The organism is Bacteriovorax sp. BSW11_IV, assembly GCF_000447755.1.
In the GTDB taxonomy this organism is placed as follows: domain Bacteria; phylum Bdellovibrionota; class Bacteriovoracia; order Bacteriovoracales; family Bacteriovoracaceae; genus BSW11-IV.
This window is the reverse complement of record NZ_AUNE01000031.1, coordinates 16,243-30,275: the sequence shown is the minus strand read 5'-3', so window position 1 is coordinate 30,275 and position 14,033 is coordinate 16,243. Positions and strand designations below refer to the sequence as shown.

Here is a 14,033-nt window from a genome sequence, read left to right as displayed (position 1 = left end):
TTAGAACCATTGTTCCCATTAGAACCATTGTTTCCGTTAGAACCATTGTTCCCATTAGAACCATTGTTTCCGTTAGAACCATTGTTCCCATTAGAACCATTGCTTCCATTTCCGCCATTAGAGCCACCAGTATTTCCACCGGCCGCACAACCTACTGACGAAGTATTCCCTTGGTTACCTGTACAGTTATTTCCAACACCATTTCCGCTGTTGCCTGTATTGTGATTTCCATTTGGGTTGGGATTATCATGTTGTGTTTGAGTTCCTGAGGCAGGATTCTCATTTTGTGTCCCAGAACCTTGGCCGCCACCATTTGGGTTGCCACTTGTGTTTCCGTTCCCATTTCCTTTACCTGAATTTTGTGACGTTACACTTGATTGACCATTATTCGTCTTAGCAGCAAAAGCATCTGCTGAAACTAATAAGGCACCTGCAACGAGACATTTTACAAATGCATTTACTTTCATCTCTCTCCCCTCCAATATTTAATTGAAAACCTGACAATCTGAATTAAAACTTTCATCACCCCAACGCGAATTGAAACTAGCATTTGGATGCGGTGAAATCATCCCTTCATTGAACTTAAAATAAAATTCAATCGGGTCATATTTCCTATCTTGTCCTTCACATAGAAGAACTGAATTTTCATATTCATTAAAAATAAGTTTATTAAGTGCTGATTCAACATTTGAAACTAAGTGAACTTCTTTTGAACTTTCAGAAATACTTTTCCAAAATTTTTCTAAAATTTTAACTTGCTTAATTATTCTGTTATCCAACCCAGGTGTTGAATAGTTGTGATACTCGGCCATGTTAACACATCGACCATTTATGCTATTAACATATTCAATTGAACGATTAACTGAGTCCAAACGATCTTCCATCGATCGACATAAGTTCTCAATCAATCTCATAACTTTGCCTTCAAGTCCTTCTTCTTCTTGTCTTAGCAAATTTGAAATTTCACTAAGGACTCTTTCTGGACCATATTTTTTCAATAATTCGTATTGTTCCAAAGAAAAACCAGGGATTTCTTTTTCTGGAACATTTAACTGCTCAGGGTTTTTAAATCTTCTAAATCCCCATGGCGCTTCAGAAAAAGTAAAAAGAGGTATACCTCTATGAAATTTAATTTCACGCACGACTCTTGGTAGAGTCGAATAATAAAGATCCATTACACCTGAAGTATAAATCTTTTTGACAACGTATGCGTGCTTGATTCCGTTATACTGAGTAATATAAAGATCCCCTGGCTTAATATCTTTAATTGCAATTGGAAACGTATCATTTTTTGCAAGGTTATATGTACCAGAGTGAACAGCAACCTTATTTATGAAGGCCTTAACTCTATCAATTTCATTTTTTAATTTATCAAAAGTATTTTGCTTATTAGAAATATAGAAAGAAGCAAAAAGCCCTTTTCTTTCAGGATTTTTAATTTTAAATGGCAGTTTATTTTCAAATGAAAAAATAATTCTGGCCGCGTAAGCGACATCTGCACAATCAGTTAGAACACCATAGTAAGGGCTCTCTGGATTTGAAAATATCCTACGGTGGTAATCATTCTCAATCCATTGTTGATATTTGAGTTCGTGCTCAGGAGTCCACTCATCTTTACTCTCCCAAACATCGGCCCAAATACTCGTGCTGAATAAAACTAGAAATAAAATAACGCAATTTTTCATGCTGCGACTTGTAACAGTTAATTTTTCATAAGTCTTTTAAAAAAAATTTCGTTTAGACAATTCTGTAAATTGCTGAAAAAACTATCATATGAAGCGTGGCAATTCTCTGTATAAACAAACATTTCTGTGAAAACAACACAATTGAGTTGCACAAGCGCAACCTATTGATTTCACATCCCTAATCTTAAGTTGTTTATAAATAATTCCAACAAATCTGAGAAATATACGTAGTAACTAATAGTTTTCTCGTGTCTAGAATTTGGTCGCCACTATTTATTTTTCAAAACCATTCATTGATTAATTAAAAAATTGATAGCATGGCCTACCAAATAAATTGGAGATGAAATGAAATTCATATTGGTCACGACTCTGACCCTTACAAGTCTTATCACGTATGCTGAAACGAAAAGTCCATTTTTTCCACAGGCTTTTAATTCACTTGTTCAAGTTTCAAATTTTGAAAATATTAGCACATCGAAAACAATTGAAGATTTAGATGGGGTTCCAACTTTTGAAAGAACCATTACAGTTCATTCGATGTCTCCTAAAATTTATACCGAAAAACTACTACACCTCGTTGATAAGCGAGTTATTTTTCACAATACTTATAAAGTTGAAAATGAGAATAAAAAAATTATCAGAAGCTTTCATTATGATAAAGAGGATCGCTTAAAATTAATTTATGTCGATTACTTAAATAACAAAGAACAGATTACAAAAAGAGAGCTAAACTCACCTCTTAATAATGAAGATATTATAATTAAATATAATTATGATCAAAGCTCCGATCAATCAGACAAAGCACTAGGATTTAAAGTTTACAGTCAAAAAACAAATCTCCTTCTGGGTACTTATTCTCATCAAGAGAACTTCGACCTTGAAAAGATTTATGCTCAGGATCCAAATAGAGAAACAAAGATACAAAATATTCAAAGAAAAGATCGAATTAAAGTTGCTCTAGTTGACTCTGGGCTAGATCAGAATCATATTGATTTGGCCTATAAATTAGCGGTAAATGAAAATGATCCCATCGATGGAATCGATAATGATGGCAATGGTGAGATAGACGATTATATTGGATTACAATCAATTGACCAAGTCGGTCTTCCTATTGAATCGATCAAGCCAAAACAAGAGCATTACCCAATGTCACACGGCACACACGTTGGTCATATTATGGTGAAAGATGTCGATAATGTCGCACTTTACCCATTTACGGGTGAATATGGCGAAGCCCCTTTTCTTAAAAGAGTGTCTAATTATATTGCTAATGAAAAAATTGAATTTGTTAATATGAGCTTTGGAATTCCAAACTGGATTACCCAGATGATTCCTAAAAAGTCTTATTTCGAACTTCAAAATCTAATAAAAGTAAATCAAGACACTTTATTCTTTGCGGCGGCGGGTAACGATTTCGGAAAAACAGTTCAACACGGCAAGCAAGGTAACTACCCCGCTGCCTTTAACTTTGAAAATATCATTGTTATTGGCGCAATTAATTCCGATGACTTTAAAGAAGAGAACGTTACTGCATATGAAGTTGCTGATTATTCAAATATAGGAACTATCAATGTTGATATCTTTGCACCAGGAACTAAAATCAAAGCGGCCTCACTTGGTGGCGGCCTAATCTCACATACTGGTACGTCTATGGCCACACCATGGCTATTAAATCTTGCAGTGAAAATTAAAAATCAATTCCCTGAACTCAGTCATTCTGACATTAAAAAAGCATTACTTTTTTCGGCCTATATTCCAAATATTGACTCACCACTGGAATGCACATCTGGAGGAATGGCCTTTCCAAGAAGGGCCATGGCCTTTGCCAAAGAATTAAGTCTCGGAAAAAGTGACGTTAAAGAAATCGTAAAAACCCTCTATGCAACTCCGGGAATGCTTCTTGGAGAGGAAAAGGCCAGCGAACAATACTTTGACAAACTCTTTACTATCTGGACGAAAAGACTTTTGCTATAATCTCACAATATGTGGGATACAATATTAGATTTAACAATTAGCCGCTCTTTCGATGCCTCTGGTTTTATGAGGCATCAAAAACATTTTAAAAAAATCTCAGATGAATACATCAAACACAGAACTATTCTTATTACAGGCGGTACATCCGGTATTGGGAAAAGTCTCGCTCAATCTCTTAATAAACTAGGTGGAACTGTCTTTGTCACAGGACGAAATCCAGAGAAGTTTCAAACTAGTGGCCTCAAAGAACAAGGCATTCATTTCATTTCACTAGATTTATGCGATCTAGATAGCATTGAACAAATTGTTAGTGCCATGCCTTCACTAGACTATGTCGTATGTAATGCTGGCGCCATGCCAAGTGATTTAACACTTGTCAAAGATAAGTATGATGCGATTTTTGGTTCGCAAGTTATCGGGCACCTTATTTTAATTAAGCAAATTATCAAACAAAATAAGGCCAATGAAGAGTGTGCATTTCACTTTAATAGTTCGGGTGGACTCCTTTTAAAAAAGCTTGATTTGTCGGATTTAACTTGGAAAAAAAATCCGTACAACAAATTAAGCTCATACGCGAATGCAAAACGAGCACAAAGTATTTTAAGTGAGTACTTAAGTATGAGGTTCTCGCAATTTACTTTTAGCACTTCACATCCAGGCTGGGTGGATACGCCTGCTCTTTGTGAAGCTATGCCGAAGTTTTATGAGAAATTTAAAAATAGACTAAGAACTGCTGATCAAGGCGCAGACACACTATTGTGGCTTGTCTCAAAAGGTCAGCTCATTCACAGTGGAAAGTTTTGGTTTGATAGAAAGAAGAAAAATCTCTATCCCTTCTTCTGGACTAGAGAATCCGAAAAGACACGCAATGCCTTTATCGAATTAATCAAAGACTATTTGGACTACTGAGGGCCAATGAGTCCAAAGATGATGGGATTAATCACATCATGAAACAATACAAACACGCCAATAAACAGAACAAAAAGAACAAATGGAAAGGAATCAATTACCGAATCTTCGCTTAATGGTTCGTGCATGGGTTCGTGATGAATTTTTTCAAGGTACTTCGTTTTAAACACTGGCTTACCTCCCTGCAGCATCGTTACTTACTATTTTAAGCTGATCTAGGTCAGGTTTTGAAATAAAAAATGACTATGGGCCCATAAATTGAGTTTATCAAATGGTTGCCTGTATAAAATCAATAACTTAAGATTTAAAAGTTTGTTCTTCTCTCTAGGGGTGCGCCTTGGCTAAACCTTTGTTTATTGATAAATTTATTCACTTAACTTATTTAAACCACACACTTTAACAAGCTGGAGTGCGCTGTGAACGAACTACAACAAGAGCTAAGAGCTCAACTTGAAAAATATTGTAAGGCCTCAATTGAGCCCCATATGGAACATGATGATCATGCTGAAAATTTTCGTATGGAAATTTTTAATGAACTTGGAAGTTTAGGTTTCACAGGAATAACGACAGCAGAAGATTACGGTGGAATGGGGCTTGGTTATCAAGATCTTTGTGTGGCCCTTGGTGAAATCGCAAAATACTCTGTTTCATATGCTGTTACTATTTCTGTTTCATCAATGGTTCAGGCGATTCTTAATGAATTTGGAAACGAAGATCAAAAACAAAAATATCTACCTGCTCTCGCGAGTGGAGAAGAAATTGGTGCTTTCGCTCTTTCTGAATCTCACTCAGGTTCGGATGCTGCTGGTTTGAAAACAACAGCAAAAAAAGTTGAAGGTGGTTATGTTCTTAACGGAACAAAAATGTGGATCACTTCTGGTGGTGTCGCGAAAACTTATATTGTAATGGCAAGAACTGGAGAAGAAGGACCAAAAGGTATTTCTGCTTTCATCGTTCGCGATGGAATGGATGGGTTCAGTTACGGCAAAAAAGAAAAGAAAATGGGTTGGAAAGTCTCTCCTACTCGTGAACTTGTTTTTGAAAACTGTTTTGTTCCCGCAGAAAATCTTCTTAAAGCAGAAGGAATGGGCTTCACTGTGGCCATGGCCGCACTTGATAAGGGGAGAATCACAATTGGTTCAGTTGCCGTTGGTCTCTCAGATAGGGCGCTAGCAGAATCTGTTAAATACTCACTTGAGAGAAAGCAGTTCAATCAAGAAATTTTTAACTTCCAAGGTTTGCAATTCATGATGGCCGATATGGCCTGTGAAGTTGAATCATCTCGCTACTTAGTTAAAGAAGCGGCCAGACTCTATGATGAAGGAATTCCAAATCAAAAATTAGCGTGTATGGCAAAAATGAAGGCTACAGATACTGCGATGAAAGTAACAACTGATGCTGTTCAAATTTTTGGTGGCGTTGGTTACACTAGCGAATATCCTGTTGAACGCTTTATGAGAGATGCGAAAGTTCTACAAATTGTAGAAGGTACAAATCAAATCCAAAAAGTTGTCATCGCAAGATGTTTAAAGAAAGAGTTCTCTAATTAGGAATGACTATGATTTCATTTGATTTCTTTTCTAAAGACAAAATTCAAGCGCAGCACTCAACGAGTGATGCACTTGATATGTTTACTTCTATTATAAATGACGAAAGATTTGGATTTGTCCGTTTATTTGAAAGAAAAGATTTGCTCGATAAGTGTAAAGAGACTTTCCAAAAATTTAAGAACAAAAAACATTTTGTTCACGTTGGTATTGGAGGCAGTGCTCTTGGAACAGAAATGCTTATCAAAGGGCTCGCAAAAAATGATTTCCCATTCACACTCATTAATAATATTGACCCAGATGAAATGAATGCTCAGATCAAGAAGTTAAATCTTAAAGAATGCGTCTTCTTCTTTGTATCTAAATCGGGTGGAACTGCTGAAACGATGGCCACATTGGCCATCATCACAAGTGAGTTAATAAAACTTGGTGTAAAAGAAAACGAACTCAAGGAATACTTTGTCTTTGCTACAGATCCAGTTAAAAGTGACCTTTTAGAATTAGGACAAAATCTAGAAATTACATGTCTAGAAATTCCAAGTGATGTCGGGGGTCGCTTCAGCGCCCTTACACCTGTAGGACTCTTCCCTGCACTATTTGCAGGGATAAATATAGATGATCTTTATACTGGTGCTATGGCCTACAAAAAAGAGCTATTAAAAAAAGAAAATAATTCTTTAGTAGATGGTTGTAACTTTTTATATGCATTGGCGCAAAATGGTGTAAATCAAACTGTCCTTATGCCCTACTCTTCTAAGCTGAAAGAACTATCATTTTGGTTTGTTCAATTATGGGCCGAGAGTTTAGGTAAAAAGACCAATCTAAATGGTAAAATTATCCATAGTGGTCTTACTCCCATTCCGGCCTACGGAGCAACAGACCAGCATTCTCAGATGCAACTTTTCATGGAAGGTCCCTACGACAAGTGCCTCATCCTGTTGGAAGTTGAGAATTTTGAAAATGATTTTTCTCTGGCCTCCCCTTTTGCGGGACCAGCTTTTGAACGTTTAAGATCAAAATCCTTGTCTCAGCTCATTAAGGCCGAGTTCTATGGTACACTAAAGGCGCTAAAAGAGTCCGAAAGGCCTTTTATCCATATGAAAGTAAGTAAAAGAGATGAGATGCACTTGGCCTCAATGGTTCTTTATTTTGAGGCGCTCACAGCACTTATGGGAGCGTATTTACAAATAAATCCTTTTGATCAACCAGGCGTTGAGGCAGGAAAAATATTTGCGTACGAATTCCTAGAAAAAACGCAATAAAAGCTAAAATTAGGACGTCAGTGTTCGATAAGAAATATAATCATATCTAAGCGAAAACATTGATACAGAATCTAAATAAGACAAAAAAGAGAAGGAATTTTTATTATGAGCGATGATGCTACAGTTGTTCTTACAGACATAAAATCCGCACTAGCTTCGGCCGAAAAAGAAGCTGAACAAAAGCCAGCGGCACTCCTTGTTGTTGGTGGTGAACTCAATGGTACGATCTTTGATTTAAAAGAAGATATTACTATTTGCGGAAGAAGTCCTGATTCACAAATCACGCTAGACTTTAATGGAATCTCACGTCAACACTTCAAACTAACTACGACAGCTGAAGGCTTTGCTTTAGAAGATGCAGGTTCAAAAAATGGAACTTTCTTAAATAACAAAAAGATTGAAGGTGCCACTATTATTAAAAAAGGTGACATCATTAAGCTTGGAAGCATTGCCCTTAAATACCTACCAAAGGGTGATCCAGAGAGATTGACTTACGATAAGTTAAATCTTGAGGCGAACACAGACAAACATACAGGTTGTTATAATAAAACATACTTCAATGACAAAATTGAACTTGAAGTGAAAAAGTGTATGGTTACAGGTAATCCACTTTCACTTATTATTTTTGACTTAGACCACTTTAAGAAGTTAAACGATAATTACGGCCACGATGCTGGTGACTTTGTTCTAAAAGATGCTGCAGCACTAATTAGAAAGACTGGTGTTCGTGAAAACGATATCTTCGCTCGTTACGGTGGAGAAGAGTTTGTTATCCTACTGCCTAAAACAAATTTAAAGCAATCTTTTGAAATTGCTGAACGCTTGCGTAAGCTGCTAGAAACTCATAAATTTATTTATGAAAACCAAATCCTTCCGGTTACGGCCTCAATTGGAGTTGCTGATTACCGCCAAGGAGTAAAAACAGGAACAGACCTTTTCAAAAGGGCCGATGAAGCTGTATATAAAGCTAAGCAAGGTGGTAGAAACCAAGTACAGTTTTATAGGGCGTAATGATTTCAAAAAAAATTCATCTCTTACCAGAGCATTTAATTGATCAGATAAAGGCCGGAGAAGTTATTGAACGTCCGGCCTCAATTATTAAAGAAGTTATCGAGAACTCTCTTGATGCTGGTGCAACTAAAATTGATATTCAAATACGAGACAATGGACTTGAACTTATAAGTATCGAGGACAATGGCGAAGGAATGAGTTTCGAAGACCTTCCCTACGCTTTTTGTAGACATGCTACTTCTAAGATTGAACGCTTTGAAGATATCTACTCTCTTTTTAGCTTCGGTTTTAGAGGAGAAGCACTTGCTAGTATGAGTAGTATCGCTCGAATTACCTGTACATCGATTCCCAAAGGTAATCCTGAAAATGGTGGAAAAATAGTCATTCACGCAGGAGAGACAGTTGCCCATACACCCTACCAAAGCTCAAAGCATGGAACTTCACTTTACATAAAAGACCTTTTCTACAATACGCCTGCACGCCTGAAATTTATAAAATCAAAAACCTCAGAAAAAGGGTCTTTAAAAAGGATCCTCTACGCTTTCATACTTTCAAATCCTGAAGTTACTTTTTCAATTAAATGGGACGACAAAGAGAAAGAAATTTATAAAGGTCAAATTGATAACGAGCAAAAACGAGTAAAAGATATTCTCTTTAAAAAAGGTACTCCTGAGAGTGAAACTTCACTTCTAAGTATTTCGGGAGAATATGAAGACTACTCAATTCATGGTTACACAAGCGTAAGTTCTTCTCGTGGTAACGCAGGGAAATCTCACTACCTTTTTATTAATGGAAGACTATTCACAGACAGACAAATCCATCAAACGATGATCAGAAATATGGAAAAGTTCTGGGCAGCAGGTGAAACAGGACATTACTTTGTCATGATTAAAGTTCCTCCTAGCGCTGTCGATGTTAACGTCCATCCCAATAAAACTCAGGTTAAATTCTTTAAACCAAGCGTAGTCTTCTCCCTGGTTAGTGCCGCTACAAAAAAAGGGATTGAAGATTTTAAAAAGCAATATCAAGGAAGCACCAACTCTTTACTAAGCTCTCTTCAAAGTGAACAGCGCAATCTATTTAGTGATTCTGAGCAAAGAGAACAATCTTTAAGAGATTTTTATCAAACGCCGTTTAAGATGGCCCTTGATCTACAAAATTCAGACGGTGCGGACTTATATAATCATCAATCACCGTTTACAGTAAAAACTTCAGCAAGTTCAAGTTTCATCAGACTTAGTTCTAACTTTGCCCTTATTCCAAAAAGTGAAACCAATCAATTTTTCCTCGTTAACATTGGAAAGTTGATTGGAAGTTTTATTGCTTACAATCTTTTAAATAGGCCAGTTACTCAAGAGTCAGATACAACCCCCTTGTTAATTAGCGAACCATACCAAGTTGAGAAAGGGACTCATGAAGAAAAAATTCATGACCTAATTCAATTTGGACTTGAAATTGATCGTTTAGATGACGAAGTCATTGCTCTAAGAACAATTCCTTCATATCTCAACGATCTTCCTATCAGGGAAACACTATCACCACTTTTTGATAATCTCGACCTTATTAAAAAGGCCGAGCTTGATGACCTCATTACATTTTTCAAAGAAAAATATTCGTTTTCATCGAACTACGATATCGAAAATGAAATTAATCTTATTCTTAAGAAATTACCAATCTCGTACTTTCTTGAAAATAAAGCAATGATTCACATTACCAATAATTTATTAGAAAGATTTTTTATATAATATGAATAAGCTCATTATTATTTCAGGACCAACGGCCAGTGGAAAAACAGCAACGAGCATTGCTCTTGCAAAACTTCTCAATGATCAAAAAATTGATGCTGCCGTAATCAATTTTGATTCTCTTCTTTTCTACAAAGAATTAAATATTGGAACAGCGAAACCGACCCAAGATGAACTTGAGGCCGTTGAACATCATCTTGTTGATATTAGCTCAATTAATGATCCGCTGAATGCTTCGGACTACATAAAGCTTGCGGAAGATAAAATAAATGAACTCCATATGAAAAATAAGATTGTCTTCCTCGTTGGAGGAAGTGCGTTTTATTTGCGTGCTCTAGTTAAAGGAATGTATGAGTCAGTTGGGGCCAGTCAAGAAATTAAAGATGACGTCGATAAACTCTATAAAGAGAATGGTATTGATGCCATCATAAGTTATCTCAAAGAACATGATCCAAAGTCCCTTGATAATCTTCATGTGAATGATCACTATAGACTCGTTAGAGCTGTAGAACATCACAAGATGACCGGAACTCCCATCTCTGATCAAAAAGAAAAGATGGACAAAGAAGACCCATACGATTTTTCTAATAATGCTCACCCTGACTGGGATATCCTTCATCTCTATCTTGATCTTCCTAAAGAAGAGCATTGGAAAATCATTCAAAAACGTAGCCAAAAAATGTTTGATGATGGCCTGCTTGGAGAGGTCAAAGATCTTCTCGAGTCTGGTTTTACCGGAGAAGAACGCCCCCTTCAAAGTATTGGATACAAAGAAAGTTTAGACTTTATCCGTGGAATTCACTCAAATTTAGAAGATTGTCTTGAGCGATTAAATATTTCAACAAGACAACTTGCAAAATCACAACGAACTTTCTTTAAGAAGATTCAACCTAAAGAAACTTTCCACCCGCTACGCGACAAAGAAAAAATTGCACAGCGAGTCCTCGCTTACATAAAGCAGTAAAATATTATGACGAATCCTCATATTTTATGAGAAAATAGAACTGAATTTTATTCTATTATAAGGACGAACAATGTCACCGCTTACAAAACGTTTAAAAGTAATCATTATTTCAGATGGAACTGGAGAAACTGCGACAGCAATGTCACGCGCAATTATGACTCAATTTCCAGAGCGTGATGTTTATTTTACTCGCTATAAAAATGTAAGAGATAAAGATCAAATTATTGCGATCTTTGATGAAGCGGCCATCCACCACGACCTTGTTATCTATACTGTTGTAACATCTGAACTAAGAGATTTTATCGGTGAGCAAGCAAGATTAAAGCATGTTCGTGCACTAGATCTTATTGGTCCTGCCCTAACTGCTTTTGCGAATTACTTCGAACAAGAACCAAAAGCACAACCAGGTCTTTTACATGCAGTGAATGATGAGTATTACAAAAGAGTAGAGGCCATGGAATTTACTCTTAATCATGATGATGGAAGAAACCTAAATTCTCTACACCTTGCAGATGTCATTCTTGTTGGTGTTTCAAGAACTTCAAAAACACCATTGTCAGTATACCTATGCCAACACGGTCTAAAAGTTGTTAATATCCCTCTCATTCAAGGTCAAATTCTTCCAGAAGAATTGCATCAAGTAGATCAAAGAAAAATCTTTGCACTAACAATTGATCCAGAGGCCTTAATGGGTATTCGTCGTAATAGACTAACAAGACTTGGAGCTGAATCTCATAATGGAGATTATGCCGACCATGCAAAAGTTATCGAAGAAATTGAATGGGCCAACACATTATTCAGTGAGAATAAGCGCTGGCCAGTATTTAATGTAACAGATAAGGCCCTCGAAGAAACTGCTGCAGATATTATGAAACTCATTAATATGAGAAAGAATAATATCTTTAAACAACAAAGAAGAGAGCAACAAGAAGATTAATCTAGATTTTTACAAAGATCGATACTAACACCATCTTCAATAGTAACAGTTGTTTTTCTTTCTATATCTTCACCATCTCTTTGATAGTAAAGAACATAGTCCTTAGCAACTGGTCTACCATTTTCATCAATATTTGTGGCCAATCGGATTCCATAACGATTAGAGATCGGAAGTTTTTCAACTCTTTGCTCACCAAACAGTTCAAAATTCAATTTTCCATAAATACAACTTCTAGAAGTTGTTAGATATCCAAAATAAGCAAATGGTGTTCTTTGAATAGTAACTTCATTTCCACCTGCTTCTGTGAATTTATTTCTATAAATAAAATGTTCTCTATCCGTAGATTCAACACGAATTACAATCTCTTTATTGCGAGGAACTTTAATGATTCCAAGGATATCAGGATTAACTCTTTCACCATCTACAAAAACTCTATGCTTTTGCTTATCAATATCTTTAAGCAGAACATTTGCTGTTTCATTTTCAGCAGAAGGAACTCTTCCTGTATTATTTTCTTCGGACTTAACTGGTTGAACTTCTCCAGTAGTTTCAACTGCTGGCCTTGTGAAGTATCTATAACCACTGAAGGCCAATGCAAGTGCAACACCTGCCGCGATTACAGGAACTTTACTACTCGATTTTTTCTCAATTTGAGCGACTCTCGTAGCACCTTTTTTGGCCTTAGGTCTGATTTGAGTTCTCGTCTTATTCGATAGATTCTTTCTTTGAGTACCAGTAGTCGTCTTATCTATCTCTAAAAGTTCCTTAACTTCAGTTGATCTTGAAGCTGAATCACTTTTCGTAGTTGTCGTCTTGCTCTTTAGTGCACGTGAAACCGTAGATGATGAAGTTTTATCTTCTTCCTCAAAACCAAAATCAAGAACAACTTCTTGCTTACGAGACTTTTCTTTAGCACTTGATGAAGAAGGCGCAGAAAGCTTTTGAGCACCACTGCGAATAATCTCTAAGTACTGCTTAATATCGATTTTTCCGAATCTAAATAGCTTTTCACGATCTTTTTTAATTTCATCTTTGAAGACAGTATTAATAACCTGAACAACTTGCTTACTAGAGAATTTTGGATAGCGTTTGTAAAGAAACACTTTAAGAGTATCCCCAAAGTCTTGCATATCTTTGAAACGTTTTTCTCTATTCTTTTGCAATGCCTTTAAAACAATCAAATCTAGTTCTGGTGGAACTGTTGGATTGATTTTTGAAGGAGGAATAATTTTACATTCTTGAATCTTTTTCAACACAGCAAGGTCGTTGGCCGCTTTGAAAAGTTTCTGTCCTGTTAAAAGCTCCCATAGGGTAATCCCTACAGCAAATTGGTCATAGCGATGATCTAATTGCTGCCCTTCTAGATACTCAGGTGCAAGATAAGAAAGCTTCCCCTTAATGGTTCCTGCTTGAGTTGCTTCCGAGCTCTTTTCAGATTTTGCAATACCAAAGTCAATTACCTTAACAGTACCATCAAAGTTAAGCATGATATTGTGTGGTGAAATATCTCTGTGAATGATATTTGCTTTTTTACCAGTTAGCTTATCAGTAAAGTTGTGCGCATATTGAAGAGCAAAACACACGTCAGATACAACGTGAGCAGCAACTGCTGGAGGGAAAAATCCCTTAAACTCACCGTCTTTAATCTTTTTAAGCTTGTCCAAATATTCTTTTAAATTTCTTCCATCACAGTACTCCATCGAGACAAAAAGTTGCTCGTTGTACATACCGCTATCAATAATTTGAACAATATTTGGATGGTGAAGCTGGAACGTTAGTTTTACTTCATCGTTAAACATTTGCTTGAATGATTCATCTTTTGAATATTGTGGCTGAACCATTTTAATGGCGACAACTCTTGACTCTTGCTCAGTAAGCTGGAAAGCACGACAAATCTTTGCCATCCCGCCATCTACCATGTGGTCAAGAATCAAATAGTTTCCAAATAATTCGTATTTATCTTTTTCGTCGGCCATTTCGTTACACGCTCCTACGCATA

The 14,033-nt window shown here is 36.4% G+C and carries 11 protein-coding genes and 1 pseudogene; 8 read left to right on the top strand and 4 right to left on the bottom strand.

What is annotated here, in order from left to right:
• Window positions 1–467 (bottom strand): annotated as a pseudogene (locus tag M899_RS18390) (hypothetical protein); the annotation flags it as partial.
• 18 nt (window positions 468–485) lie between these two features.
• The gene (locus tag M899_RS09080) at window positions 486–1,685 is read right to left on the bottom strand and encodes a hypothetical protein (RefSeq protein ID WP_021271128.1); all 1,200 of its coding nucleotides are present in this window, start codon (window positions 1,683–1,685) and stop codon (window positions 486–488) included.
• 345 nt (window positions 1,686–2,030) lie between these two features.
• Here M899_RS09080 and M899_RS09075 point away from each other — a divergent pair, with 345 nt between their 5' ends.
• A complete protein-coding gene (locus M899_RS09075; RefSeq protein WP_021271126.1) occupies window positions 2,031–3,659 on the top strand; it encodes a S8 family serine peptidase in 1,629 nt (542 codons plus the stop codon).
• Window positions 3,660–3,668: 9 nt separating this feature from the next.
• The gene (locus M899_RS09070; protein ID WP_021271132.1) at window positions 3,669–4,568 is read left to right on the top strand and encodes an SDR family NAD(P)-dependent oxidoreductase; all 900 of its coding nucleotides are present in this window, start codon (window positions 3,669–3,671) and stop codon (window positions 4,566–4,568) included.
• On the opposite strand, the gene M899_RS18385 is transcribed toward M899_RS09070, so the two are convergent.
• Window positions 4,562–4,738: a hypothetical protein gene (locus M899_RS18385; RefSeq protein WP_021271135.1), complete on the bottom strand. Its 177-nt coding sequence runs from the start codon at window positions 4,736–4,738 to the stop codon at window positions 4,562–4,564. The genes M899_RS09070 and M899_RS18385 overlap by 7 nt on opposite strands.
• Window positions 4,739–4,984: 246 nt before the next feature.
• On the opposite strand from M899_RS18385, the gene M899_RS09065 reads away from it, so the two are divergent.
• From M899_RS09065 to M899_RS09040, 6 genes are all read left to right on the top strand, one after another.
• Entirely contained in the window at window positions 4,985–6,118 is a 1,134-nt protein-coding gene (locus tag M899_RS09065) for an acyl-CoA dehydrogenase family protein (protein ID WP_021271123.1), read from the top strand.
• Between the two features lie 8 nt (window positions 6,119–6,126).
• Window positions 6,127–7,377: a glucose-6-phosphate isomerase gene (locus M899_RS09060; protein WP_021271119.1), complete on the top strand. Its 1,251-nt coding sequence runs from the start codon at window positions 6,127–6,129 to the stop codon at window positions 7,375–7,377.
• A gap of 105 nt (window positions 7,378–7,482) precedes the next feature.
• Window positions 7,483–8,388: a GGDEF domain-containing protein gene (locus M899_RS09055; RefSeq protein ID WP_021271138.1), complete on the top strand. Its 906-nt coding sequence runs from the start codon at window positions 7,483–7,485 to the stop codon at window positions 8,386–8,388.
• Window positions 8,388–10,133: a DNA mismatch repair endonuclease MutL gene (mutL, locus tag M899_RS09050; protein WP_021271127.1), complete on the top strand. Its 1,746-nt coding sequence runs from the start codon at window positions 8,388–8,390 to the stop codon at window positions 10,131–10,133. Before M899_RS09055 ends, mutL begins: the two co-directional genes overlap by 1 nt.
• A gap of 1 nt (window position 10,134) precedes the next feature.
• Window positions 10,135–11,097 (top strand): tRNA (adenosine(37)-N6)-dimethylallyltransferase MiaA, encoded by a 963-nt coding sequence (gene miaA / locus M899_RS09045; RefSeq protein ID WP_021271129.1) that lies wholly within the window; start codon window positions 10,135–10,137, stop codon window positions 11,095–11,097.
• A 70-nt stretch (window positions 11,098–11,167) separates the two neighbouring features.
• Window positions 11,168–12,034 carry a pyruvate, water dikinase regulatory protein gene (locus tag M899_RS09040; protein ID WP_021271122.1) on the top strand — a complete coding sequence of 289 codons (867 nt, stop codon included), beginning with the start codon at window positions 11,168–11,170 and terminating at the stop codon, window positions 12,032–12,034.
• Here M899_RS09040 and M899_RS17705 read toward each other — a convergent pair.
• Window positions 12,031–14,010, bottom strand: a complete 1,980-nt coding sequence (locus M899_RS17705; RefSeq protein WP_021271125.1) for a serine/threonine protein kinase — start codon at window positions 14,008–14,010, stop codon at window positions 12,031–12,033. The genes M899_RS09040 and M899_RS17705 overlap by 4 nt on opposite strands.
• Between the last annotated feature and the right edge of the window lie 23 nt (window positions 14,011–14,033).

Excerpts from the sequence above, each read along its gene's own strand:
- M899_RS09080 (WP_021271128.1), bottom strand. The coding sequence starts at position 1,685 with ATGAAAAATTGCGTTATTTTATTTCTAGTTTTATTCAGCACGAGTATT.
- M899_RS09075 (WP_021271126.1), top strand. The coding sequence starts at position 2,031 with ATGAAATTCATATTGGTCACGACTCTGACCCTTACAAGTCTTATCACG.
- M899_RS09070 (WP_021271132.1), top strand. The coding sequence starts at position 3,669 with ATGTGGGATACAATATTAGATTTAACAATTAGCCGCTCTTTCGATGCC.
- M899_RS09060 (WP_021271119.1), top strand. The coding sequence starts at position 6,127 with ATGATTTCATTTGATTTCTTTTCTAAAGACAAAATTCAAGCGCAGCAC.
- M899_RS09055 (WP_021271138.1), top strand. The coding sequence starts at position 7,483 with ATGAGCGATGATGCTACAGTTGTTCTTACAGACATAAAATCCGCACTA.
- mutL (WP_021271127.1), top strand. The coding sequence starts at position 8,388 with ATGATTTCAAAAAAAATTCATCTCTTACCAGAGCATTTAATTGATCAG.
- miaA (WP_021271129.1), top strand. The coding sequence starts at position 10,135 with ATGAATAAGCTCATTATTATTTCAGGACCAACGGCCAGTGGAAAAACA.
- M899_RS09040 (WP_021271122.1), top strand. The coding sequence starts at position 11,168 with ATGTCACCGCTTACAAAACGTTTAAAAGTAATCATTATTTCAGATGGA.
- M899_RS17705 (WP_021271125.1), bottom strand. The coding sequence starts at position 14,010 with ATGGCCGACGAAAAAGATAAATACGAATTATTTGGAAACTATTTGATT.